This window comes from Oceanipulchritudo coccoides, assembly GCF_010500615.1.
GTDB lineage: Bacteria > Verrucomicrobiota > Verrucomicrobiia > Opitutales > Oceanipulchritudinaceae > Oceanipulchritudo > Oceanipulchritudo coccoides.
The window spans coordinates 336,593-360,805 of sequence record NZ_JAAGNX010000003.1 but is presented as its reverse complement, the minus strand read 5'-3'; the positions used below and the strand labels follow the sequence as shown (position 1 = coordinate 360,805).

The 24,213-nt window shown below is 53.5% G+C and carries 21 protein-coding genes; 17 read left to right on the top strand and 4 right to left on the bottom strand.

The features are described 5' to 3' along the window. Nucleotides 1-297: 297 nt before the first annotated feature. From G0Q06_RS12065 to G0Q06_RS12035, 7 genes are all read left to right on the top strand, one after another. Nucleotides 298-552, top strand: coding sequence for an EF-hand domain-containing protein (locus tag G0Q06_RS12065; RefSeq protein ID WP_163966374.1), 255 nt, complete (start codon nt 298-300; stop codon nt 550-552). Between the two features lie 42 nt (nt 553-594). Beyond that, entirely contained in the window at nt 595-813 is a 219-nt protein-coding gene (locus G0Q06_RS12060) for a hypothetical protein (protein ID WP_163966372.1), read from the top strand. Continuing rightward, entirely contained in the window at nt 810-1,769 is a 960-nt protein-coding gene (locus G0Q06_RS12055; RefSeq protein WP_163966369.1) for a hypothetical protein, read from the top strand. Before G0Q06_RS12060 ends, G0Q06_RS12055 begins: the two co-directional genes overlap by 4 nt. Nucleotides 1,770-1,846: 77 nt before the next feature. Further along, complete coding sequence (locus tag G0Q06_RS12050; RefSeq protein ID WP_163966366.1) at nt 1,847-4,381, top strand: endo-1,4-beta-xylanase; 2,535 nt, start codon at nt 1,847-1,849, stop codon at nt 4,379-4,381. A 291-nt stretch (nt 4,382-4,672) separates the two neighbouring features. After that, entirely contained in the window at nt 4,673-6,652 is a 1,980-nt protein-coding gene (locus tag G0Q06_RS12045; protein WP_163966362.1) for a hypothetical protein, read from the top strand. Between the two features lie 269 nt (nt 6,653-6,921). Then, nucleotides 6,922-7,716, top strand: a complete 795-nt coding sequence (locus G0Q06_RS12040) for a PEP-CTERM sorting domain-containing protein (protein WP_163966360.1) — start codon at nt 6,922-6,924, stop codon at nt 7,714-7,716. Nucleotides 7,717-7,926: 210 nt separating this feature from the next. After that, nucleotides 7,927-9,027 (top strand): hypothetical protein, encoded by a 1,101-nt coding sequence (locus G0Q06_RS12035; protein ID WP_163966357.1) that lies wholly within the window; start codon nt 7,927-7,929, stop codon nt 9,025-9,027. Nucleotides 9,028-9,048: 21 nt separating this feature from the next. On the opposite strand, the gene G0Q06_RS12030 is transcribed toward G0Q06_RS12035, so the two are convergent. Together G0Q06_RS12030 and cutA are read right to left on the bottom strand one after the other, a co-directional pair. Next, complete coding sequence (locus G0Q06_RS12030) at nt 9,049-10,737, bottom strand: family 20 glycosylhydrolase (protein ID WP_163966355.1); 1,689 nt, start codon at nt 10,735-10,737, stop codon at nt 9,049-9,051. A gap of 39 nt (nt 10,738-10,776) precedes the next feature. Beyond that, the gene (gene cutA / locus G0Q06_RS12025; RefSeq protein ID WP_163966352.1) at nt 10,777-11,130 is read right to left on the bottom strand and encodes a divalent-cation tolerance protein CutA; all 354 of its coding nucleotides are present in this window, start codon (nt 11,128-11,130) and stop codon (nt 10,777-10,779) included. Nucleotides 11,131-11,202: 72 nt separating this feature from the next. Here cutA and ruvX point away from each other — a divergent pair, with 72 nt between their 5' ends. Next, nucleotides 11,203-11,676: a Holliday junction resolvase RuvX gene (gene ruvX / locus G0Q06_RS12020; protein ID WP_238710793.1), complete on the top strand. Its 474-nt coding sequence runs from the start codon at nt 11,203-11,205 to the stop codon at nt 11,674-11,676. Between the two features lie 5 nt (nt 11,677-11,681). Beyond that, entirely contained in the window at nt 11,682-12,419 is a 738-nt protein-coding gene (truA, locus tag G0Q06_RS12015; RefSeq protein ID WP_163966350.1) for a tRNA pseudouridine(38-40) synthase TruA, read from the top strand. 34 nt (nt 12,420-12,453) lie between these two features. Here truA and cls read toward each other — a convergent pair whose 3' ends face one another. Then, the gene (cls, locus tag G0Q06_RS12010) at nt 12,454-13,890 is read right to left on the bottom strand and encodes a cardiolipin synthase (protein WP_163966349.1); all 1,437 of its coding nucleotides are present in this window, start codon (nt 13,888-13,890) and stop codon (nt 12,454-12,456) included. Nucleotides 13,891-14,103: 213 nt separating this feature from the next. On the opposite strand from cls, the gene G0Q06_RS12005 reads away from it, so the two are divergent. Genes G0Q06_RS12005 through G0Q06_RS11995 form a run of 3 tightly spaced genes read left to right on the top strand, consistent with a single transcriptional unit; the run spans nt 14,104 to nt 16,664 of the window. Further along, entirely contained in the window at nt 14,104-14,997 is an 894-nt protein-coding gene (locus G0Q06_RS12005; RefSeq protein ID WP_163966347.1) for a metal ABC transporter solute-binding protein, Zn/Mn family, read from the top strand. A gap of 42 nt (nt 14,998-15,039) precedes the next feature. Next, nucleotides 15,040-15,819: a metal ABC transporter ATP-binding protein gene (locus G0Q06_RS12000; RefSeq protein WP_163966345.1), complete on the top strand. Its 780-nt coding sequence runs from the start codon at nt 15,040-15,042 to the stop codon at nt 15,817-15,819. After that, nucleotides 15,816-16,664 carry a metal ABC transporter permease gene (locus tag G0Q06_RS11995; protein WP_163966343.1) on the top strand — a complete coding sequence of 283 codons (849 nt, stop codon included), beginning with the start codon at nt 15,816-15,818 and terminating at the stop codon, nt 16,662-16,664. Before G0Q06_RS12000 ends, G0Q06_RS11995 begins: the two co-directional genes overlap by 4 nt. Here the strand turns inward: G0Q06_RS11995 and leuA are convergent. Continuing rightward, nucleotides 16,636-18,309, bottom strand: a complete 1,674-nt coding sequence (gene leuA / locus G0Q06_RS11990) for a 2-isopropylmalate synthase (RefSeq protein ID WP_163966341.1) — start codon at nt 18,307-18,309, stop codon at nt 16,636-16,638. The two genes, G0Q06_RS11995 and leuA, sit on opposite strands and share 29 nt — an antisense overlap. A gap of 98 nt (nt 18,310-18,407) precedes the next feature. Here leuA and G0Q06_RS11985 point away from each other — a divergent pair, with 98 nt between their 5' ends. From G0Q06_RS11985 to G0Q06_RS11965, 5 genes are read left to right on the top strand one after another with little or no spacing between them, the layout of a single operon-like run. Further along, nucleotides 18,408-18,989, top strand: coding sequence for an RDD family protein (locus tag G0Q06_RS11985; protein WP_238710791.1), 582 nt, complete (start codon nt 18,408-18,410; stop codon nt 18,987-18,989). Next, on the top strand, nt 18,979-19,527 hold the full coding sequence (locus G0Q06_RS11980; RefSeq protein WP_338045135.1) for a flavoprotein: 549 nt from the start codon (nt 18,979-18,981) through the stop codon (nt 19,525-19,527). Before G0Q06_RS11985 ends, G0Q06_RS11980 begins: the two co-directional genes overlap by 11 nt. Then, nucleotides 19,524-20,330 (top strand): DUF432 domain-containing protein, encoded by an 807-nt coding sequence (locus G0Q06_RS11975; protein WP_163966336.1) that lies wholly within the window; start codon nt 19,524-19,526, stop codon nt 20,328-20,330. The genes G0Q06_RS11980 and G0Q06_RS11975 overlap by 4 nt, the downstream gene beginning before the upstream one ends. Beyond that, nucleotides 20,320-21,189 (top strand): mechanosensitive ion channel family protein, encoded by an 870-nt coding sequence (locus tag G0Q06_RS11970; RefSeq protein ID WP_238710784.1) that lies wholly within the window; start codon nt 20,320-20,322, stop codon nt 21,187-21,189. The genes G0Q06_RS11975 and G0Q06_RS11970 overlap by 11 nt, the downstream gene beginning before the upstream one ends. 6 nt (nt 21,190-21,195) lie before the next feature. Continuing rightward, nucleotides 21,196-24,180, top strand: a complete 2,985-nt coding sequence (locus G0Q06_RS11965) for an SUMF1/EgtB/PvdO family nonheme iron enzyme (RefSeq protein WP_163966324.1) — start codon at nt 21,196-21,198, stop codon at nt 24,178-24,180. Nucleotides 24,181-24,213 lie beyond the last annotated feature (33 nt).

The window sequence follows — 24,213 nt, the reverse complement described above, 5'->3', positions numbered from 1 at the left end:
GTAGCGTAATTTTGAGTTGGTATACTCTGGCAACTGCGCCATCACCACAAGCTTTGCATCCAATGAAATTATTCCTCCTTGGGCTTATATTGTGAACTCGGTGAAGAGATGCCAGAACTCCCAAGGCGGTGCGTCTATGCAGAGAACCCTATGCGTTTATCAGTGCTTAAATTCATTGCAAGCAACCCATGTACCAGACCCTTTTATTATCGCACAAGTGGTTTCAAAACCGATCAATTCACCTTTGGTCATTCCATGGCCGAACTCCCCATATTGTTAACCTCAAATGAAATAAAAATGAAAAAGCTAGTTATCTCAATTATCTCCGCTCTCCTTCTCGGTACTGTGACGATGGCCGGTCCGGAGGAGAATTTTACTAAATATGACACAAACCAGGATGGCCTCATGCAAAAGGAAGAGTACATGGCGATGCGGGCAAAGTGGGGTAAGGATCCGGCGGAGTCAGAAAAAGGCTTCAAGTGGAAGGACAAGGACGGTGACGGAGCCCTGACAAAGGAAGAGTTTCTGTCCCATTTAAACAAGAAGAAGTAAATTCTCGAGGCCCATCTCCCGATTCCCGTCCTCTAAAGCTACATGGGGTATACCCCGGAAGGCCACTCGCTTGCCAGTCTGAAGGGACTGGTCTGCCATCCCAAACCGAAACAACCCGAATGGGTTTTACGAGGGTTTTTTCATTGGTTTGAGCAAGAACTTCATTATAAAGCGCACTTGCCGGCTCTTAACATTTTCGAAAGCTGGCAATATACCACCCGCGAGCAGTGGATGGAATTTCACAACCCAAAATTACCATGAATAAACTCCTGAAAAGCATTACTCTCCTGGCCGCTGCGGCATCTGTCGCAACTGCCCAGACCACGACCATTGTCGAACAATGGGATTTTACCGACAACAGCCTCATTGGGGTAAACGGTACAGCGACCACCTTCTTTGACTCGGCCTCCTCTGCCGTTCAAAACGCTGATCAAACCGGCGGTGCGTTTGACAACACCTACACCGTGAACCGTTCGTCGGGTTTCTCCGGCAATGTCTTTTCGGATAACCCGCTGAACATCAGCGTCGATAATACAGACACCGTGACGCTGCAATTTACTCTGGCCGCATGGGACGTCTCCAATAGCCCAGGCAGCGACTCCAGCTTCAATATCCGTTTGCGCAATGCTTCAAACCAGAATGTCATGCAGATACAAGTGCGGGGTTGGCAGGACCCCAATGACAGCCAAACCTATTTGCGTCTCCAGGGGAATTACTACAATAACTCTGGCGGCGGACAATTCATCCAGGGCGGTTGGGTCGGCGGCTTGACCGGGTCCGCATCCATCACGGTCGGACTGACCTTCAATTTAGTCAATGAAACCTACACGTTCTGGTTCGGGGATCCCGCTACGGATGATGGCAGCGGTTGGGTAAATCGGCTGAACAGCTACACGGGCGACGCCCCTGGAATTGGCAGCCAGACCATCACTCAACTCGGTTGGGGGCTCAGTCCTTTTGAGGGGAATGGCGACATGACCGGTGACTTTCTCGAGCTCGACCAGGTTATCTTCTCCACCACTTACACCGGAGGAGGCGGAGACGGCTTCTGGGGCGGTTTCCCGATCGGGGAGGGCGGTTACGTTGATACCGGCGACTGGATCGGCTGGGTATGGGTCGACCAGGATCCCTGGGTATGGAGTTTCGACTTGGATAAGTATGTTTACGTCCCCCAAGCCTCCGCCAACGCGGGCAAGGGATGGGTCTACGCACCCTGAATAATTCTTAAGGAGTGGCAGACCGTCATTCTTATGGTCTGCCACTTCCGATTTCCAATTGCCAACCCCCCCCCATAATGACCTTTAAAAGATGTCCTGAAACCCTGCTTATTCTGCGCGGATTTGTATCGATAATTCTAGTCTCCTTTTCCGTCTTACAAGTTCGAGCCGCACCGCTGACAACGGAAGAAATTGTGCAGATCGAGACCGATCTGGGTATCACCCTGAGCACGGCGGAAAAGAATGACCTCGCCCAGATTGCCAAACCGGATTCACCCTTTCCCCAATGGCGCATTGATGCGGAAGCCCGGATTGAGGCGAACCGCAAGGCAAAACTGGATGTACAGGTTGTGGATGAGCTGGGCTTCCCCGTGCAGGGGGCGGAAGTGGCTGTCCGGCTGAAAAAGAATGCTTTCAAGTTCGGCGGGGTGGTCCAGGCACAGGACCTTACGGACGCAGATGGAGACCTTTCATCTGCCGGTTCCACAACAGCCGACTGGGAGCGCCTGGTGAAGGGCCTGTTCAATGCGTTGGGAACAGCTAATAACTTCAAGCCCAAGCTTGCGGGGTTACATGAATATCTGCCCGGTTTCCTCGACTGGGCTGATGCCAATTCGCTCGACGTGCGCGGACATCTGCTTATCTGGCCGGGGTCACAAGGTATTGAGGAAATGGATACGCCTGGAAGTATCATTGGTGAGGATTATGGGAAGCACTTGTCCCAAGGCTGGCCGGAGTCGTTGAATTCTATTCCCGGATACGAGGGGGTTGTCAGTTACGATGTCCAACAGGCCGTTCTTACTTTCAAGGACAGCACCCGCACACAAGCGGACAAGGACGCGGTGGAAGCAGTGGTTGATGCTGAGATCGGCCAATGGGCAGGCCTTTGGGATGTCTACGAGTGGGACGTGATCAATGAAACCCTCAATAACCGCCTGCTGATGGAGATCATGGGATACGACCAGATGGCTGAATGGTTCAAAATTGCCGATGCCAACAAGGTCAATCCGGACTGCAAGCTGTTGATAAACGACTACAAAATCATTTCCGCCCCGGAAGAATCGGGCGCGCCCAACTTTTTGAAGTACAGCATCCGGCGAGACACCTACAAGTCGAGGATCGACCAAATCCTTGCCGATGGCGGCCCCCTTGACAGGATTGGCTTCCAAAATCGCTACACGACCGGTGTGCCTGACCCGGTCACCACCTACAGCCGGCTTGAGGAATGGGGGAATGCCTACGGCTTCGAGATGGTCGGTACCGAATTTGAGATTGTCGACAGGCCTTTGGACAACTGGTATCCCTATGACTTTACTGAACTTGAACGGGCACAAATCACAGAGGAGACCCTGACCGCCTATTTTAGCCATCCCCTTGCCACCGGCCTGAACGCATGGACGTTTATGGATAACGGAGACGAACAGGAAAAGGCTCTCGCCTATTATGACGGAACGGTGAAACTGAACGGGCTGGTTTGGTATTATCTCCACCGGATCCGTTATAATACCGATGAATCCTTTCTTGCTGATGCGACCGGGCAGGGGACCGTTCGCGGCTTCAAGGGCGATTATGAAATCACAGTGACCCACGACGGAGAGACGCAAGTTTTTGATTACAGCCTGCAGGGAGATGACGTGTTGGTCCTCACAGTTAATAGTACGATTTCCTCCGCTGTGGTTGTCGAGAAGTGGGATTTCACAGGCAACAGCCTGATTGGCATTAACGGCACACCGACTAGTTTTTTCGAAAATTCCAACATTGCCGTTACCAATACAGACCAGACCGGCGGTGCCTTCGACAATACCTTCACGGTCAATCGCTCGTCCGGATTTTCGGGGAACATTTTCGATACTCCCCTCGGTATCAATGCCGGTAACACTGATACCGTGACTCTGCAGTTTACATTGTCCGCCTGGGACCTCTCCAATACCGCCCTCAACAACAACAGTAGCGGTTCAAGCTTCGGCATCAGGCTGCGGAATGATTCAGCCCAAAATATTATGTTTTTACAAGTAAGGGCCTACAAGGACAGTGGGGGTACGGAATATCTTCGCCTTCAAGGTAGTTATTATGACGGCAGCAACGCTGGCCAACTCATCCAGGGCGGCTATGCGGCTTCGGGCCTGACCGGTTCGTCTGCGATTACCGTTGGGCTCACCTTTAATCTCGATGCTGAGACCTACACCTTCTGGATGGGGGACCCAGTCACTGACGATGGTAGCGGCTGGAATGACCGCTTTGTTTCCTACACTGGTTCCGCGCCGGGAATCAGTGCCCAAACCATCAGCCAATTCAGTTGGGCGCTGTTCCCCTTTGAGGGGAGTGGTGACATGACCGGTGACTTCATCGAGCTGGACGAGGTGGTCTTTAGTACGGCCGCTCTCAACACCTTCAACTTTGATTTGACCGACATTCAGGTATCAGGCGGCAACCTTATCATCGATTTCACGGGTACCGCCGGCACTGCATGGACCGTCTTGGGAAGCACGGACCTTAGCGATTTCACGGACGTCACTGCCGATTCCACAATTGTTGAAAGTCCCGATGGAACCTACAATGTGACTGTCCCGATGATTGGGGACCGGTATTTTGTCCGCTTCGGGAGCCCTTGATGGGATGAATCAGGTCAAGCTTCTGGAGCTTTACATTCAGTCCGATATTCACTGAACGCGTTCCCGCCGCGTTTCCCGCCATGCGGGAGCGGGATTCCTGTAGCAGGATTAACACTACGAGTTCATTTGCCATCCAGGTGTCTCGATTGGTCGGGATTCACCGGAATCAAGGCAAATAGTGCGCATGATCAAGGTTTTTGGTAGAATTTTCACTGCCTTAACGGCTTTACCAGATATCTTCCCGGCAATTACCTGAAGCTTGTAATTATATCACCCTAAACGCGAAAAGTCATGAAATTAAATATTCTTCTACCCCTGCTCTTTTTATTCATCGTGGGCAATTTGAATGCTCAAGAGGTTCCTCTGGAATTCTGGAATTTCGATGACCCTTCCGGGACTGATCTCAACGACCTGTCAAATTCAGGAACATTGGGAAGCAACTGGAATTTTAACACGCCCGAAGACCTGACAAACGGCTCAGGACAATTTGTAATTGGTAGCGGAGCAGGGGTTTACACGAGGAAGTTGCCGGATGGCGCGAATGAGGATGGGGCGACAAACAAATATGCCTTTCCCATTACAACCGGCAAGTACCTCTTTGAGGTGACCTTTGCCAGCTGGACAGCCGATGCGGCAAGTGTTGGAGATTCATGGAATTTCAAGATCCAGGACTCAACAGGTGCCAATGTGGCCAATATTATCTGGCAGGTCGACACAGCCTCAACAACGCGAATCAGGGCTTCAACAATTGCAACTGCCGGGACACAACAGTATTTCCGTAACTATAATAGCACCGGCCTCACACAGTCCACTGCCGTCACTTTGGCCATCGAATTTGATTTCGATAATGATACTGTACGGTACTTGCTGGACGGAGTTGAGGAATTCTCCGCCACCGACTTCAGCGGTGATGGCATCAGCGGGTGGGTTTATTCCAAGGGTGGAGTTTGGACATCTACAGCGACTTCCCTAACCCTCGAATCCATGGGCCTTACGGACCTCAGTGGTGAGCCCCCCGTCGTTCCGGGTCTCCATGTCGAAGAACAATTCCGCTACCGCAATGGAGGTGGTGACATTGGAACCACTGCTGTTGATGCTACGGGTGCGGCAGGAGGCTTTGGGTCCTACTCTAATTACGATGGAGTGGATACGCTGAATCCATGGGATTTCACCATCTTCACTGGAACGGGCTTTAATTCCAACGGGAATGAGGGCTTTGTCCCCACCTTTAATGAACTGGACAATACAACCTGGCGCTCGACCACGACAGCTGATGACAGCCTGTGGCGTTCGGCAACCGGTGGAACGGGCCTTGCCATCTATTCCGGCACGGGATTGAGCTTTGGCCTCATGCCCACCCTTGGCGGATCTCTTAAGCGTTCATCCCAGAATTCTTATTCAACTGCTTCAAGGACTCTGAATTCTACCGCTCAGTCAGCGGTGACTATTCCCTCAACGACGACCTACATCGCTATGGTGATGGAAGTATTCTCCGACAATGACACGCAAGGTGAGGGTGGAACGAATGACAATAACGAGGCTGGCAACTTTGGCTTCGCCTTTTCCTCCGAGGACTTTGGCGTGGCTGGGGCAACACCGCAACTCATTCCCACGCCGAATTCCGCCGGTATTGGCTTCCGTGCCTTCGCCCCGGACCCATTGGACCCCATTGACAGCACCAGCGCGCGCTTAACACCGGCATTCTTCAAAGTGTATAGCACGGGAACGGTTGGTGTGAGCACAGCTGATGAGTATATTTATTTCTCAGAAGGCGACACCATGATGATCATTGCCGAGATAGAGTGGGGCCCTGCTGTCGGTAGTGAACCGGAGGAGGAACCGGTCATTCTTCAGGATACGGTGAATGGTGATCTGGACATTGTTATGCCAACCGCGGAGGGTTACAGCTACCAGCTGAAGAATTCATCTGATTTGTCCGGCTGGACCAATTCGGGAGATGCCATCGAAGGCACAGGCGCTGCAGAGACTTGGAACCGTCCCGTTCCGCTTGCCGGTGAAAAGGCCTTTTATCAGGTTCAAACTGAATCCTTGACACGCATCACCCTTTACCGGGTCACTCTCGCACAGGCCGCAACGACATACCCGGACCTGTCCGCCTTTGACAGCGTCAGCTTCTTCGGATCGATTGATTCCTCAATCCTGGACCGGATCACATTTTACGATAATCGGCTCAGCGTTTTCGATGAAATCCGAATTGGCAACACACCCTCGGATGTTGCCCCTGGAATTATCGTCCCACCTGCACCCTGATCTTTCAGAATTCCCGTATTAATTTTTGGGTTAGGGGTTAAATTCAGGGCGGATCCGGAAACGGGTCCGCCTTATTCTATTACGGGTACTCAGCTCATGGGGATAATATTTCGTTTATTCACTACTTTCCCTGGATTTTTCACCGTTGAAACCGGTTGTTATGCTCAGCAAGGGCACTTCAATTATGGTATATCAAAGGACCCCATTAGGTTTTCGGCCCGTTTTTTTAGAACCAGCGTTAGCATCAATCGAACAAATACCAACTCACTATGAAAAAAGTCATATCCCTCCTCTTTTGCCTGTTGCTGTCATTTTCTTTGGCACAAGGACAAATAGTCCCTCTGGAATACTGGGATTTCGAAAGTGACTCCTCCGGGACTGATCTCAACGACCTTTCAAATTCAGGAAGTTTGGGAAGCAGCTGGAATTTCAACACGCCCGAAGACCTGACAAACGGCTCGGGGCAGTTTGTAATTGGTAGTGGAGCAGGGGTTTACACGAGGAAGTTGCCGGATGGCGCAAATGAGGCCGGGACGACGAACCTTTACGCCTCTCCATTGACGACCGGGAAGTACCTGTTCGAGGTGACCTTTGCCGGCTGGACAGCCGATGCGGCGAGTGTCGGAGATACATGGAATTTCAAGATCCAGGACTCAACAGGTGCCAATGTGGCCAATATCATCTGGCAGGTCGACACAGCCTCCACAACGCGACTCAGGGCTTCGACAATTGCAAATGCCGGGGCAACCCAGTATTTCCGTCAGTATAATAGCACCGGCCTCACACAGTCTACTGCCGTCACTTTGGCCATCGAATTTGATTTCGATAATGACACCGTACGGTACTTGCTGGACGGAGTTGAGGAATTCTCCGCCACCGACTTCAGCGGTGATGGCATCAGCGGGTGGGTGTATTCCAAGGGTGGAGCCTGGACGTCTACAGAGACTTCCCTAACACTAGAGTCAATGGGTCTTAGCCAAGTGGTCCCTGAACCATCAACTTATGCCCTTGTCACAAGCCTTTGCGTCCTGGCTTTCCTCGTCGTACGGCGCCGACGCAAGTAATATTTTCAGTCTATCACTCTTGTAATAGCCTCCGCTTCGCCGGGGGCTATTTTCTATTTAAACATGGTTTTTAAATCGCTGGTGGGGCGTTTTGCCAAGGCATTACTAAACAGAAGGTTGGCAGGTATTTTCCTGCAAAATTGGTACTTATTTTAATTGGACAAATTTGATCTCGCAAAAAGCAATCAATCCGTCATTTCGATGAATCGTATGAAGCTGTCACATCAATTTTTTGTTTTCCGCACCATTGCCGCAATCATTGGATTGCTGGCTTCATCACTCTGTCTCCATGCCCAACAATCCAACAGCAATGGTGAGAACCTTCCCACCTTTGACCTGGATGCAGTGGAAGTGGTCCATAGTGAGACCAACTTTGCTCCGGATTTTTCATCGGACAGCCCGAGCTTCACCTATTTCGAACTGCCCGAACTCCCCAAGGCCTATCTGATCCTTGTGCTGGAGTTCATGGACCAGTACCGTGAGGCCACTATTCCGGGCCGGCAGAAGTGGGCGGGAGTGCTCAGCTTTCCGATCATTGACGGGTATGGGAACGAGTTCATGAAATTGATCTGCCTTTACATGTATGATGACCGCATGTTCGGGTACGACCCTGCCCCTCCTTCCGAATCGGACCGGCGCTTTGCCGTTCCGATCCAATATACAGATCGTGGCAATCAGGATGTCCTGTTTCGTTTCGCGACCAGTTATGTCGACCGGATGTACCCGGGTGGGGATGAGGAAATCTGGTATGAGGAAAGTGGCGATCCGGAAGACCCGGAAGCCTGGCAGGAAGGCTACTACGAAACCATCTCGGTTGATCCCGGGAGGATTGCGCCGGTGCTTTCTTCCCAAAAGGGCATGAAGGATGAACAGTTGGTCAAACTCATCTACCGCTATTCCGCCCCGAATCCCAATCCAACGGTCAAGCCTCTGCTGGGGCGGATCAAGGACGCGACCAAGGAACCCTTTTCATGGAAGGCATTTTTCGGCGAGATGGGGCCTCCACCTGACCCGCTTGAAGTTGCCGCCAGTTTGGTCAGCCCGCGCTGGTCAGGTATCCTGAAGCTTCATTTCGATCAGAGTTTTCTTGTTCTCTTTCAATGGAAGGTCAGCCGGAAGATTATGCTCTTCAATATTGGCCAAAGAATTTATGCCTATGATCCGCGGCTTGGGGTCTGGAAGACGAATGGAACACTCGATGACATCCAGAATATTCAGGTTTTCACGGAAAAGTTGAATCATCCGGAGATTCCCAAGATTGCTGAAATTGAAGTTGTGCCCTTTAAGGGCCTTGAGAACAAAGATTCCTGAGCGGAGTATTGCCTTTCGGAATTACCAGTTTCTTGCCAGTTGGATGTAGTGGGCTGTCGAGTCTTCAAGGCCGCCGTAGCGTGAGCGGGCCAGCCAAAGGCGCCGATGGTTGGCAATGATGTCGACCATGCGGGCGGCAAGTTCCTTGCGCTGGTTTGTAGTGGGATTATCACGACGGATTATGGCGCGATCAGCGGCCCAGCGGGCAAGGTCGACCGAAAAGGCGCACTCATCAGCCAATAACCCTTCCACGCCATCGGGTAGTTTTAAGAGTTTGGTTAACCTTTCGCGCACGCGTTCCCATGCGGCAACATCGCCGTATCCTGTTCTGTCGAACAGCTGCGTATGCATGTCCTTCCAGAGAGCGGTGGAATTCCAGAACTGGCGGCCTTTGGAAGGGCTTCCGTCAAAGCATGGCACCTCGCCGCGGCAGATTTCCACATCGACATTTCCGAGCCTGGCTAGCCACGGACCGAGGTCAGGATTACCAAATGTGTGGAGCCCGTTGGCGAGGTCGTTGTAGTGGCCGGGTCCCGACCATGCCGCCATGGCGGCATCGGCAAATCCGAACAGGGTAATCGGCCATGGCTGGCGATGCCCGCCGTCTCCCCACGCTGTGCAGAGAAAGCCCTTGGCAATGTCTTCGGAGGCTGCCTTATCGAGGTTGCCCCGGCGGTTCCAGGTCCGACCGGTTGAGGAATTCCAGCAGCTTGTTCCCGGGGCGACCCAGACTTCCCGGCCAACGCTGGCGTGTGCCTCGACCCGTGGCTTGAACGTTCGCTCATCCTCATATTCCCAGACGAGGGCGACAAGGTCACGCGTCAGGCCATCTCCCTCGTTGGGATGCGGGTCGCACCAATATTGCGGTCGTTTGCCGAGGCGCTGGCATAGCTCCGCGACTTGGCTGACATATTCTGAAAAGACGACGCCTTTGCCGCGTTGTTCGCATTCCTCTTTGCTACGTCCCGTCCCGAGGTCCCACGGCTCGTCACAACCGATATTGGCGTAGTTTCCCGAACAGTGGGGAAGCAGCTGGCCCAGCAAATCCTCAATCAGTGCGAGGCTGCCCGGATCGCCCGGGCAGAGTGTGTTGGGTTGGACAAAGTGCTCACCACGCACCATGCTGCCGGACGAGCGTTCCCCAAGGGGAGCATAACGTGGGTGCCGCAACCATCGTTCAAAATGGCCGAGACAGTTCTGATTCGCGGTGAGGGCAATGCCTTTCCCGGCAGCGTAGGCATCCAACTCGTCCAGTTCATCCATGGTGATGGGGGAAGCGGCGCGCCAGGCATCTTCATGTCCAGCGTAGGCAATCGTGTGCTCAACATACAACTGGAGGTGATTCATTTTGCATGCGGACAGATGATCAACCAGCTCCTTCAAAGTCTCCATGGTCGGGACGCGATCACGGCTGATGTCCAGCATGACGCCGCGATGCTCAAACCGTGGCGCGTCCTCAATGATGAGGCATGGAATTTTCGAGTGGACGCAAAGCTGGGCGAGCGTGGCTTTTGCCCAGCGCAGGCCAGTCAAAGTACGGGCAACTAGCAGAATGCCACTTTGCGAAACTTCAATTCGATAGGCTTCCGGTCCGGTCTCACCGGCCATGGCCGGGTCAACCACTTCCCGGACTTCCAAACTGTTGGGATCAACGGTTCCTCCAGTCTCTTCAAGCCTGAGCGGGTGGGGGAGTAAATGGAGATCCTTCATGCGTGAATTCTCTGCTTGGCTGATTCGATGACGAGAAAATTATTGGGATGGAGCCACGGATGATGCCCACTCACCGTATGCCGTCATGACAGCAACTGCGTCGACGGCGACCCATTGTGGAACCTCATACGGATGCGCCTCATCAACTAGTTTCTGGAGCGCTGACTCGTTTTGTTTCGGGTACTTGATCCAGAGGCGAACCTCGTTTGAGGATTCAAGCTTTCCCTCCCAGTGAAAGAGGGAACGGACTGGCCCGTCTATTTGAACGCAGGCGGCCTGTCGCGACTCCATGATGGCATGGGCAAGGCGGTTGGCGTCTTCCGGCGTTTCGACCGTTGTCCATGCAATCCGGAGCTTCACTTCGGCGGGTTTTTCCATGTTTGCTTCAGGCATATCTTCTTATTATTGGATTACCGGACGGTTCCAAGAACAATAACGATTCCGGATTGCCATCTTGAGCCGGGCATGGAAAATTCCGCCTTATTCATGCGATGCTTGGGAATAGATTATGGCGAGAGGCGGATCGGGCTGGCCTACGGCGACGAGCTGGGCGTGGCCACCCCTTTGCCTGCTGCCGTGCAGGAGACCGTTGAGGGGAGATTGGCCCGGATTGCGGAGTTGATCCGTGAGCGCCAAATCACCGACCTTGTCGTTGGCTATCCTTACAACATGGACGGCTCGGTCGGCTTCAAGGCCAAGGAAGTGGATGCCTTCATTGCACAATTGGAGAAGCAACACCCACTACCGGTCCATCGTATCGACGAGCGCCTGACCTCCCACAGCGTTGAGCAGGGACTAGGTCTGACAGGTCGCAAGGAACGCGCCCTTCGCAAGACGGGAGCAGTCGATTCAGGAGCTGCCACATTGATCCTTCAGGACTGGTTGACGATGAATGCTCCCGTAGCCGAACTTGATGAATATGATCCTGAAATGGGCTGATCAAAATGCGCTGGAAATGTACAGTCGCCTATGACGGAACACAGTTTGAAGGCTGGCAATCACAGCCTGGAGGAAACACCATACAGGACTTTATCGAAGCCCGGTTGGCGGTCATGTTTGAGCGTCGTGTCGTGATCCATGGATCCGGTCGCACCGATAGCGGAGTTCATGCGCGCGAACAGGTGTTTCATTTCGATGCGGATTGGTCGCATGGACCGGATAAGTTGATCCGGGCGCTACGCACCGGCTATCCCGACAGTATTCAGGTCTACAAGGCTGAGGAAGTTGATGAGGATTTCCATGCACGATTTTCTGTCGTGAAAAAACGCTACACATACCAATTCTTTGAGGGCTTTGCCGATCCGTTTGAAACGCGCTATTTCTGGTCCACCGGTAACCGCCGCATGGATGTGGAGCGAATGAACACCGCCGGGAAGCTACTTTCCGGAAAGAATGATTTCTCCGCCTTCACAGCCAATCCCGGCGAGGAGCGCGACGACGATCCGGTCAAGGATCTTTCCCTTCTCCGGGCTGAGCGAATCGGCCCGAGAGTCATTCTCGCGGCGGAAGCCGATGGCTTTCTTTATCGCATGGTACGAAGTCTGGCTGGTTGTCTCTTCGACGTGGGGATCGGCAAGCTTGAGCCCGAAGATGTCCTGAGAATCCGCGACAGCCGTGAACGTAAAAACCTTGTTCTTACTGCACCGGCCGAAGGGCTCTTCCTGGACCGGGTCTGGTACTGAGGTATTGCAGCGCCTCCGCCTGCCCGGTTGGTGGTCAGAGTAGTGGGGCCAGCAACCGGATCCCGTGAGCGGCCAGCCTGAACATCAGGCTGCGGGTAGCCAACGGGTCCACCGGGTCCTCCACTGAGAGGTGGAAGTCCTGCTCCATTTGCTCGTGGCACAATTGGACGAGTCGGGAGTCTTGGAGGATCAGGGAAATTTCAAAATTTATCCTGAATGAGCGGTTGTCGAAGTTGACCGTGCCGACGGAGACCAGCTCATCATCGACAAGGAGCATCTTGCTATGGAAGAAACCCTCCTTGTAGCGAAAAAACCGTACTTTATCGAGCCGGCTGAGTGAACTGAAGTAAAACGAGCTGATCCAGACCAGCCACTTGTCAAATTTGCCGGGCAGGAGGATTTTAACATCGACCCCACGGAGTGTTGCCAACTGGAGGGCGACAATGATTTCCTCGGATGGAACAAAATAGGGGCTTTGAATCCACAGACGGTGCTGCGCCTGGTTGATCATGTGTACATAGGCGAGGGTACAATTGTCCCCGGGATCTGCCGGTCCTGTCGGAAGGCAGAGGGCGCGGGCGTTTTCCGGTTGTGCCGAGGCGGCATCCCAATCCAACGACGGCATCGTGCGGGTCACCCAGAACCAGTCCTCGAGGAAGGTCAGCTGGATTGCGTTGACAACAGGACCCATGACATGGACATGCGTATCGCGCCACGGACCATAGACGGGAGATTTCCCGGTGTATTCGATACCGATGTTGTTGCCCCCCAACCATGCCTCTTTTCCGTCGATGACCACGATCTTCCGGTGGTTGCGGAAATTCAGGCGAAGCCGACCTCGAAGGCTGCGTCCGGGAATGAAGACCCCTGTCTTGATACCGGCTTGCTCGAGTTCCGAGAAGAATGCTTTCGGCAGCCCACGCGATCCAATAGCATCGACAAGGAAGTAGACTTTTATGCCTTCTTTTGCGCGTTTCTTGAGAAGGTCCACAAAAGGCCGGCCCTCTTCGTCATCCCGAAAGATAAAGAATTGGAAGAGGATATAATCCTTTGCCCTTTCCAGGCCATCCATGATGGAGGCATAGGTTTCCACGCCCTTGAAATGGTAATTGACGGAGTTCCCCTGCGTGAGGGGAACTTTTGCCAGATCTTCAAGGATCTGCCAACGGGCGAAGGCGATGTGCTTCTCATCAACGACGCCTTCAGGGTGAGCCGGATCGGCGGTGTGGTGGCGCTCAAATTGTTGGTCGACCCGTCGGCGTACCTGAATATAGGAACTGATCCGGTTTCGTCCAAGGAGGATGTAGACCGGGACCGCGGCGATTGGTAACAGGATCAGGCTGAGGACCCAGGCGATGGTCCCATGGGTTGAACGATCGCTGAGAATGACGCGGGCCGCCAAAATAAATCCCATCAGTTGCATGGCAAACAGCGCCACCGCCAAGCTATTCTGCCAAAGAGTGCCTTCCATGGTGCGGAACCATACCACTTTGCGCCTTTAAATGCCACATGAAATCGTTGGCGGCCCGCCTTGATTCTAAGTTGGAGTTCCGCCTTCAGGCGGTCTTCACATGACATGAGACCGCCACAAGTCGGGACTCCAGCGATTTCACGGAACTCCAACTCTGGACCAACTTTGTCTCAGGGCTTGACCTTCCATGGGATGGGAATTCCTCATACAGGTATGTTCAGGAGTTTTTTGGTCCCTATTCTTGTAGTGCTCGTATTCGCGGGAAACGCCTTGGGCGAGGTTCTGCGTGTGGGCGTGAGTGTCATTCCCCTTGAGCCTGTCGTGCGGGAGCTTGGAGGAGAATGGGTGGAGGTGAAATCCCTGCAGCAGGAAGGGGACAGCTGCTCAGTCTTCGAGCCGCGTCCGTCCTCGATCAGTTGGCTTGCCCGGGCTGACCTCTTTTTCCGGACAGGAGTGGGCTATGAAACAGTCATTATGGAGAAAGTCCGGGCGCGGTTTCCGGGATTAAAGGTAATTGATTTACGGGGGGCCGTTGATACGCTGGTCCAGCAGGAACATGCCCATCACCACCACGGGGCGGACGGACATGCCTGCACGGTCTGTGGTGACGGAGTGGAATCAGCTGATCCCCATATCTGGACTGATCCGCATCGCTTGTCGGAAATTGCAGCGCTTATTTCATCAAACCTGATTGCAGCGCTTCCGGAAAGGGCTCCCGAGCTCCGGGAAAGGCTGAAGGCGTTTCAGGCAAGATGTGATGAGATTGATAATACGCTGGAGAATCTCCTAAAACCCTACACGGGTCGTGCTTTCTACATCTATCATCCTGCTCTTGGGTATTTTGCCGACCGCTACGGGCTTCGTCAGATTGCCATTAGTGGCAATGGCCCGTCCCCGACAGCGAAGGAATTGCATCAACGGGTTGTGGAGGCCAGGGCAGAGCGTGTGAAGGTTGTCTTTGTCCAACCGCAGGAGAGTCGCAAACAGGCGGAAATCATTGCGAAAGCAGTCGGTGCAGAAATTGTGGAGATTAACCCCATGGCCCCGGACTGGGAGGAAAACCTGTTGGAAATTGGAGAAGCGCTGAAAGCCTCCTTCGCAAATTGATAAGGCTCGGTTTATCAGGAATGATCTGCTAGGACCAGTTGCATGAGTTCTGAACCTGTAATCCATTGCCGGGATGTCGTTGTCCGATACGGACCTGTGACGGTATTGGATCACGTGAGTTTTGACGTTCCCGAGCGAAAGACAATCTGTCTTGTCGGTCCCAATGGGGGAGGGAAGAGCACGCTGTTGAAGGTCTTGCTGGGCTTGGTGAAACCACAGAGCGGGACAGTTAAAGTGCTGGGAGAGGATCCGCGCAAGGCCCGCCTGCAAGTGGGCTACATGCCTCAGCATGTGCAGATTGACTCAATGTTCCCCATTGATGTTGAGGGAATTGTTCGCATGGGTCGCCTTCGGCACGGGGGCTTCGGCTTCTATACAAAGGAGGATAATGCAGCCACTGAGCGCGCATTGGAAGAAGTCAATCTGCTCGATTATCGCAGGGAGACCTACATTAACCTGTCGGGTGGCATGAAACAGCGCGTCCTAATCGCCCGGGCACTTGTCAATAATCCGCAACTCCTCCTTCTCGACGAGCCGACCGCGATGGTGGATGCCCATATCGAGGCCAAGTTGCTGGAGCACTTGAAGTCCTTGCACAACCGCATGACAATTATCCTTGTGACCCATGACGCCTCTTTTGTCTCGGGTCTCGTGGATGAGGTACTGTGCATCAACAGGACTGCTGAATATCATCCTCTTGAAAAGGTCGAGGACCGTGCCGTGCAGCGGCTCTACGGGGAATCCGTGAAGGCCGTCCGGCACGATCACCATTTGCCCCACGGGCATTCCCATTCCAGTGAAGAGAGGGAGGAACCGGAATGAACGCTTTCATGGAGGCGCTTACCGACCCGGATATTAATTTTCTCCGGGTGGCTCTTCTCATGGGCCTCATGTCGAGTGTGGCCTTCGGGATGACTGGTAGTCTGGTTGTCGTCAAGCGGATCAGCTATGTCGCCGGAGCCATCTCCCATGCTGTTCTGGGCGGAATCGGGGCGGCCCTTTATTTTCAGCGAGCGCATGGAATCGAATGGTTGCACCCGCTTCTCGGAGCCCTTCTTGCCGCACTGCTCGCTGCTGTCATGATATCCCTGATACGCAATTCCGGATTTGCCCGGGAGGACAGCGTTATTGGGGCGGTCTGGGCCGTGGGCATGGCCACCGGGCTTGTCTTTCTTGCGCGGACACCGGGCTACACGGATCCCATGACCTACCTCTTTGGCAATATCCTGATATTATCACCGACCGACCTTGTCCTGGTCGGCTTGATGGACCTTGTCCTGCTTGTTGTCATGGTTTTTGGTTACAACCGGCTGCAGGCGGTCTGCTTTGACGAGGAACAGGCCCGTCTGCGCGGCTTGGGGGTGGGATTTACCTACACGCTTCTGCTCTGCTTGATCGCTGTTACGGTGGTATTGCTTGTCTCAGTTGTCGGAGTCGTCCTGGTCGTGGCCCTCCTCACAATTCCCGCCGCGATGGCCGGTCAATATGTCCGCTCCTTGAAGGCAATGATGGTATTTTCAAGCGTGCTGACCTTCGTCTTTGTTACCGTCGGTATTGTCGTCGGTTTCCTCTGGGACTGGCCCACTGGACCTGCGATTATTCTCCTCGCGGGAGCTGTCTACCTTCTGCAGAGCCTTTTCAGGCGTGTAACCGGTTATAGGCGCTGACTAGCGCCATCAGGCCGCCATTCTCGACATTCGAGTCGATGCTGGCACCCCAGAAACTGTACTTGTCGCTCGAACGCTGGATCTCGACAAAACTGACCGCATCAGCCGCACTTCCGCGGGAAATGGAGTGCTGTGAATAGTTTTGCAGGTTGAAATCCTTCAGCCCTCCGGAATCCAAGGCGCTCACAAATGCGGCGATCGGTCCGTTTCCGCTGCCCTGAAGAACACGTTTTTCTCCCTCAAAGACGACCTCGGCAGACATGTGCACGCTGTGCACATCGTCCGGTTTGTGATCGATGTCGTAATCCACCAATTCGAGTGGAGAACTGCGCTTCAGATACTCGTGCTCGAAGGCTTCCCAGATTTGCAGGCTGTTCAGTTCGGCGCTCTGGTCGTCCGCGAGGGCGGTGACGACATTGCCGAATTCGGGGTGCATGGGCTTTGGCATCTGGATACCGTAGGTTCTTTCCAAGACATAGGCGACACCGCCTTTACCGCTCTGGCTGTTGATCCGGATAATCGCCTGATAGGTCCGTCCGATGTCCTCGCAATCAATCGGAAGATAGGGAACCTGCCAGAGAGGTGAGTCCGATTTGGCGCGTGCGTCCATGCCCTTCTTGATAGCATCCTGGTGCGAGCCGCTGAAGGCGGTAAAGACAAGATCGCCCCCGTAGGGATGGCGTTCATGCACGCTCATCCGGGTTGTCCGCTCGTAAATCTCGCGGGTATTGGGCAAATCGCTCAAGTCGAGATTAGGATCAACCCCCTGAGTGTACATATTCAGGGCCACTGTCACAATATCGAGGTTACCGGTGCGTTCACCATTGCCGAAGAGGGTTCCTTCCACCCGGTCTGCACCGGCCATCAGGCCCAGTTCGGTTGCCGCAACGCCGGTGCCACGGTCGTTATGGGTATGGAGGCTGATGAGAACCGACTCTCGCCCGGAGATGTTGCGGCAGAACCACTCAATCTGGTCAGCATGCACATTCGGGGTGAATAGCTCGACCGTGGCCGGCAGATTCAAAATGAGCGGGTTGTCGGGCGTAGGGGCAATGACGGCCTTGACGGCCTCGCAGACCTCAAGCGAATACTCCAGTTCAGTATCGGTGAAGCTCTCGGGTGAATACTGGAAGCGAACGTTGCGGCAGGATGTCGAATCCTTCAGCTCCATACAGAGCTGTGCGCCTTTGACGGCAATGTCTCGAATCTCCTCCTTGGACAAGTTGAATGTGACCCGTCGCTGGAGGGGATTGGTACTGTTGTAAAAGTGAACAATGGCGTTTGGAGCCCCGTCAAGAGCTTCAAAGGTCCGTCGAATCAGGTGCTCCCGGCATTGCACGAGGCATTGCACGGTAACATCCTCGGGGATGCGATTTTCCTCGATCAGATTGCGGAGGAAGCGAAATTCGGTCTCTGAAGCGCTTGGAAAGCCGACTTCAATCTCCTTGAAGCCAAGCTTGACCAGGTGCTCAAACAGCTCCGTTTTTTCGTCGACGGTCATGGGAATCGGGAGGGCCTGGTTACCATCCCGCAAGTCGACCGAGCACCAGATCGGAGCGTGCTCAATACGGTTGCCCGGCCATGTGCGATCGGGGAGATCAATCACCGGGTAAGGAACATACTTTTTGATGGGATCTTTTTCCATGAGCGAGAACCTCTGAGCCTCAGCAAAGGATTCGAGGCTGTCAAGGATTGGGGATTTCAGGCCGGGAAGTGGCGATTATTGTTTTCAGAAGGAAAGAAATGGGTTTACTGGGCGGCATGTTAGATGAAAATGTAACAACCGAGGAATTCCTGCTTGAAGAAACCCGGCCGGCCGGCTTCTGGATCCGTGTCGCCGCCTATTTTATCGATTTCCTGATTCTACTGGTTTTCGGGGTCTTGGCCCTGTTTATCAAATCCGTACCGGCATATATCCTCTTGATGATCCCCCTGATCGCCTACAAGCCCGTTTTGGAGGGCATTCTTGGCGGGACAGCGGGTAAGCTGGCCATCGGTCTCCGGGTGATCAATGCGGAAGGCCAACGGATCGGGGTTGCCGGAGGATTTGTCCGGTCAGGACTTTTTATCCTGCCGATCATCCCCAACATGCTTTTGCAGATCAAGATGATCGAGCAGGGGCTTTCCCCGTTTGATCCTGCCGCAATGGTTGAGTTCCAGCAATCCAACGAGCTTCTGTACTATGTTTATTACGGCCTGAGCGCCTTGATGATAATCAGTTGCGTGGTCGTGGCCTTCACTGCGCACAAGCGGGGCCTGCATGATATGGTCGCAGATTCGTATGTCATTTACCTCAACAAGGAAACTCCCGGCAGTGAAGGATAAGTGTATCGTCCTCGGGGTTACCGGCTCCATTGCCGCCTACAAGGCTGCCGACCTGACCAGCCTGCTTGTTCAGGCCGGGGCGCAGGTGCGTGTGGTCATGACTGAGGCGGCAACGCGAATCATTGCCCCGATAACGCTGCAGACGCTGAGCCGGAATCCGGTCGCAGTCGACCTCTGGGCCGAGGAGAAGGGCTGGCAACCCGGCCATATTGACCTTGCCGATTCGGCTGACCTGCTGGCCGTGGTGCCAGCGACAGCCCACACGATTGCCTCTTTCTCAAACGGTTTGGCGCCCAATCTTCTCTGCAATATCTATCTGGCAACCCGGGCACCTGTCCTCATTGCCCCGGCGATGAACGGCAAGATGCTGACCCATCCAGCGACCCAGCATAACCTGGAGGTTCTGGAAAAACGGGGCCACTCCGTCATGGAAACAGCGGAGGGCATGCTGGCTTGCGGATATGAAGGGCAGGGCAAGCTCGCCCCCGTGGAGAGTATTTTCAAGCGTATCGAAAATATACTCAGCAAGACGAAATGAGGGATCTTCGGCAATTCTGGTCAGCGAGGAGAATCGGTGAAAACCGCGTGAGCCTGGCGCGTCTGGGTCCTCTTAAGTTATGGGTTTCGCGCAACGATCAGGAATGGGCATACGCCTGCGAGTATGGCGACCTGTCCGATGTCCAGGATATTGCCCAGGTCCCTTTTGATGTCATTCCCGAAGGAATGGAATGGACCAAGACCGTATTTGCCTCTGCTCCACGAGAAGTCCGCTTCCAGCCAACCGTCCCGGACCGCCCGCTTGTCGTGAAGCCGGAGCATCCCGTTGTTATCCCTGTTGGTGAGCTTGGCCTCTTTTTCGTGCTGATGCCGGTTTTCATTTCCATCCGGGTCGAGGACAAAGGAAAGGAAATCGAGTTGGGAATAGTGCCATCCCGGCAACTATCCGATACCTGGTTCGGACACCCCACCGTTGGTGAATTCTGTTATTCCCTCCCATTTGCTGCAGAACGGGATTTCTCGGTCCTGAATCCATATCCCCATCATGTTGTTTGCCCGATTCAGATCAAAAACCGTTCGGATGAGAGTCTTGTTTTCGAGAAGCTGTGTTTTCGACCCAATTACGTGTCCTTGTATTGTGGCAACCGTCACCTCTGGAGCTCGAAGGTCGGAATCAAGCATGACGGCAATTTTAAGGGCACCAATATCCGCTATGAGGGGCTTCAACCGGAAATGGAAGACGATGCCCTCAAGGTGGCTTCTGCCGTCAAGCAAACCGATAAGGGCCTTCATCGCCTGACCTTTCATTCAGGATTCAAAAACGATTTCATAATTGGTAGATAAGGAAGACATGCTGGCTTTGATTGATTTGCAAATGATGATGGATGATCCGGAGACAGGAAGTCTGATCCGGGTAATCCTTCTGGTGTTTATCGGCTTTGCACTACTCTATCTTTTCTCCTTTGCGGTCAGCCGCTTCCTGGCAAGCCGGCAAACACCCCATTTTTCCCAACTTGCCCGAAAGTTCATCTTCTACGTTGGATCGATCATCATACTTTTGTCGGTGATGCTGGAACTGGGCTTTGACCTGAGGGGCCTGCTCGCCACAGCGGGCATTGCCACCGTTGCCATTGGCTTTGCCGCCCAGACCAGTCTCAGCAATTTAATCAGCGGCCTCTTCCTTATAGGCGAACAACCTTTCAGCATCGGGGACCTTGTACGCGTTAATGACACGCTCGGGGTAGTGGAGTCAATCGACCTCTTGTCCATTAAATTGCGTACGCTGGATAATCTGTACGTACGCATTCCAAATGAGTCGATGATCAAGAACCAAGTGACGACTGTCACCAAATATCCGATACGTCGGATGGATCTGGACATTGGAGTGGCTTATCGGGAGGACGTGGGTAGAGTCATGGAAGTACTCAAGGATCTCGCGACAAAGAACCCCTTTGTTCTTGATGACCCCGCCCCCCTGATTCTCTTTAATCATTTTGGCGACAGCGCCCTGCAATTCCGTTTCGGATTGTGGTTTGAAAAATCAAATTACCTTGTTCTGAGAAACAGCATCATGAAGGATATCAAGGAGCGTTTTGACGAGGAAGACATAGAAATTCCATTCCCGCACATGACCCTCTACAGTGGCAGTGAAACAAGCCCTTTCCCTGTGCAGGTGCAGAACACAACCTCCAAGAACGACTGATAGATCATGTTGGCAGAATTCATCCAGATCCCCAAGGAAGGCGAGACCATTGGTCCATACCTTTTGAGGAAGCACCTTTCCTCAAGCATTTTAGGCAGCTTCTTCTCCGCGACCCACAAAGGCATTCATGAGACCGTCCTGATCCATATAATCCCGGAAGCCTTGCTCCGGGCAGATTCCCGGTTTCATGCCCGGTACAAGGAAGTGGTCGCCCGGCAAAAGCGGCTTTCAGATCCAGCCGTTCTTGCTGCACAGGAAGTGAATCGCATTGCCGGTAATCTCGTTGTGCAATATCCGGGTGGTAACTTTCGTTCAATGAACGATGTTGTCCTGAAGCGCCGCGATCCGATGTCTGCTGAGACCGTGCAGATAATTCTTCATTCCATCGGAAAAGGCCTTGAGGATGCCGCGAAGATTGAGCAGATGCACCTGTTCCTGACGCCCGATTTCCTCTTCATGAACGAGGATGGAGAAGTGCGCATAGCCGGGGTGGGCCTTTTTCAATGCATCTCCTATACCGCCTTTGAACGCTTTGTCAGCGGTGCGGTAATCCCGATACAGGTTGACAAGAGCAAGACGTTTGAGGCGATCGAAATCCTCAGTCCGGAAATACGCAATTTCAAGAAGCGTGACCAGCGGAGTGACTTCTATGCCATTGGAATGTGTGCCTACTTCATGCTGACCGGATCAAAACCGGTGAGTCGATGGAAGCTTCCCAGCAAAGTGCGCAAGGATATTGATTCCGGATGGGATTTATTTATCAGCCACTGCCTTGAGCCTAAACCGTCTGACCGCTTTCCCCATTACCGCTCATTTGTGCGTGACTTGGCCCGGATCGAGGACCTGGCGGGTGATCCGGTCAGCAAGGGCGAGAAGAAGCGGGTAATGAGGACTCTCGACCGGATTCCGGTCCCGCAAGGATTGGAGCGGGCCCTGGGAATGCGCGCGCTGTTTCTTGTCCGGCTTCTCATGCTCAGCTTTGCGGGGATTCTTGCAGTGGGAACCGCAGCCTTGTTAAAGCATATTATTGACTCGGATTTTGATGCGCCGGACGAGGTGCCTTCAATCCGAAGGGTGTATGCACCGGAGGCGGCCAATCTGATTTTTGAAGTTTCTCCTCCCAATGCCATGGTCAATATCAGCGGGACTGAAAAAGGCCGTTTTATCGTTCACGGAGAGGACCTGATGCTTTTTGGTCGCTCGGGCAACTATTCCGTGCAGGTCAGTGCTCCGAAACGAAAACCCCAGACTCTTGATATTGAGTTAATTGCCTCTGAGCCCGTGCGCAGTGAATTTTCCCTTTCCTATGATTTTGGAAGCGTGCGGATAGAAGCGGCTATTGGGACGGATGTCTATGTTGAGAATGCACCGGATCTTTCCCTTTTTCTAGGGACAATCACCAGCGAGGAGGGTCTGGAAATCAGTGATCGCCTCTTGAAGGGGGAACACACCCTCATCGGGCGGCACAGCGCCTACCTTCCTTTCAGGAACCCACCTGTTGAGCTCGATGCTGAGACATCCACGATAACGTTCCAGCAGGTTCCCCGCCCAACGGAACTGATCGTCATTTCTGATCCGGATGGTGCCTCGGTGTATGTGGGTGACACAATGGTGGGATTGACTCCCTTGCGTGTTGAGGGACTTGAGATCGGTGTGCCGATCGATGTACGGGTGGAAAAAGAAGGCTACCGGGTTATCGACGAAGTCATTGAGTTATCCAAAGGGGAGAGCCGGGCCCTCAATGCCGGCGCACTCGTCCAGAAAATTGGTGACCTTGTTTACACGCTTGAATTTCCAATGGAAAATCCTCCCCCGCTGGACGAGTTTTTCCTGACCATCAATGATGAATTCTATCGGCTGACGGATTTCTTCGAGAGCAGATTTCCAGAGGGAAAATACACGGTCTTCCTGAGCCATCCGGACTTCTTCACCTTTGAGGAAACAGTCGATGTTATCGACGGTGAGACGACCACCTTGACAATTGCCCCGCGTCCGAGACCCATGCGCCTGATCCCGATAATCGAGGGAGGATTCCAGGCACGTTTCAAACTGGCCGGGGAAGAAGTTGCTCTGACGGAGAAAGGAGCCCTTCTTGTTCCCTCGTTCCAGCGCGTTCGAGTGTCTGCCACAATTCGCAACCACCATGACGTCAGCCAGTGGTTTGAGGGACGGGCCAATGAAGTCCGTGAATGGCGGGTCCCCCTAAAGCTTCTTCCCGGACCGGAGGAAGGTGAGAATTATTCTCCCCCTTACTTCAATGTTCCCCTTGTCTGGGTAAAGCCCCAACCCTTCAAGATGGGAAGCCCTCTCAGGGAAGCAAGGCGCCTTCCCAATGAGGATGACCTGACTTCCGTGACCCTTGATTATGGATATTGGATCGGGGCTACTGAGGTCACTCAGGAGGTTTATGAACACATTATGGGTACCAACCCGAGCACCTTCGGAGGCGATCAGTATCCGGTTGATTCTGTCTCTTGGATAGATGCCACTGAATTTTGCCGGCGCTTGACGGAGTTTGAGCAGCAAAGCGGCCGCCTCCCTGAAGGCTATGTTTACCGGCTACCCACCGAGGCTGAGTGGGAGTACGCTGCCCGGGCAAATACCTCGACGCCATTCTCCTTCGGCTCGAGTGCAGATCCAAGCATGGGCAATTTTCAGGGATCTTATTCGGCAAGCGGGGAGATTCTCGGCAAATCCACTGAGGACCGGTATGGCACGCTTCGGGTGGGGTCATTCCAGCCCAATTCATTCGGCCTTTATGATGTTCATGGAAATGTAGCGGAATGGATCATTGATCGTTTTTGGGATCGCCATCCGGGCGGCACTGTCAGGAACCCTTACAACGCCGAGCGTGGGCGAGGGCATCCAATCCGAGGCGGCAGCTGGGAAGACAGTGCGGACCGGGTCCGGACTGCTGCCCGTGAAGGGGCCCCCGAAAGAACTTCCCGTAATTCGATCGGATTCCGGCTGGTGATTGGTCCGGAGCTCTAGGATCCATAAGTGTTAATTCGGCCCGAGATTCAG

Coding starts and splice junctions, on each gene's coding strand:
- cutA (WP_163966352.1), bottom strand. CDS start 11,130: ATGCCTGAAGCAAACATGGAAAAACCCGCCGAAGTGAAGCTCCGGATT.
- ruvX (WP_238710793.1), top strand. CDS start 11,203: ATGGAAAATTCCGCCTTATTCATGCGATGCTTGGGAATAGATTATGGC.
- G0Q06_RS11975 (WP_163966336.1), top strand. CDS start 19,524: ATGAGGGATCTTCGGCAATTCTGGTCAGCGAGGAGAATCGGTGAAAAC.
- G0Q06_RS12005 (WP_163966347.1), top strand. CDS start 14,104: ATGTTCAGGAGTTTTTTGGTCCCTATTCTTGTAGTGCTCGTATTCGCG.
- G0Q06_RS12055 (WP_163966369.1), top strand. CDS start 810: ATGAATAAACTCCTGAAAAGCATTACTCTCCTGGCCGCTGCGGCATCT.
- truA (WP_163966350.1), top strand. CDS start 11,682: ATGCGCTGGAAATGTACAGTCGCCTATGACGGAACACAGTTTGAAGGC.
- G0Q06_RS12060 (WP_163966372.1), top strand. CDS start 595: ATGGGGTATACCCCGGAAGGCCACTCGCTTGCCAGTCTGAAGGGACTG.
- G0Q06_RS12065 (WP_163966374.1), top strand. CDS start 298: ATGAAAAAGCTAGTTATCTCAATTATCTCCGCTCTCCTTCTCGGTACT.
- G0Q06_RS12050 (WP_163966366.1), top strand. CDS start 1,847: ATGACCTTTAAAAGATGTCCTGAAACCCTGCTTATTCTGCGCGGATTT.
- G0Q06_RS11965 (WP_163966324.1), top strand. CDS start 21,196: ATGTTGGCAGAATTCATCCAGATCCCCAAGGAAGGCGAGACCATTGGT.
- cls (WP_163966349.1), bottom strand. CDS start 13,890: ATGGAAGGCACTCTTTGGCAGAATAGCTTGGCGGTGGCGCTGTTTGCC.
- G0Q06_RS12040 (WP_163966360.1), top strand. CDS start 6,922: ATGAAAAAAGTCATATCCCTCCTCTTTTGCCTGTTGCTGTCATTTTCT.
- G0Q06_RS11985 (WP_238710791.1), top strand. CDS start 18,408: ATGGGTTTACTGGGCGGCATGTTAGATGAAAATGTAACAACCGAGGAA.
- G0Q06_RS12045 (WP_163966362.1), top strand. CDS start 4,673: ATGAAATTAAATATTCTTCTACCCCTGCTCTTTTTATTCATCGTGGGC.
- G0Q06_RS12000 (WP_163966345.1), top strand. CDS start 15,040: ATGAGTTCTGAACCTGTAATCCATTGCCGGGATGTCGTTGTCCGATAC.
- G0Q06_RS11995 (WP_163966343.1), top strand. CDS start 15,816: ATGAACGCTTTCATGGAGGCGCTTACCGACCCGGATATTAATTTTCTC.
- G0Q06_RS12030 (WP_163966355.1), bottom strand. CDS start 10,737: ATGAAGGATCTCCATTTACTCCCCCACCCGCTCAGGCTTGAAGAGACT.
- leuA (WP_163966341.1), bottom strand. CDS start 18,309: ATGGAAAAAGATCCCATCAAAAAGTATGTTCCTTACCCGGTGATTGAT.
- G0Q06_RS12035 (WP_163966357.1), top strand. CDS start 7,927: ATGAAGCTGTCACATCAATTTTTTGTTTTCCGCACCATTGCCGCAATC.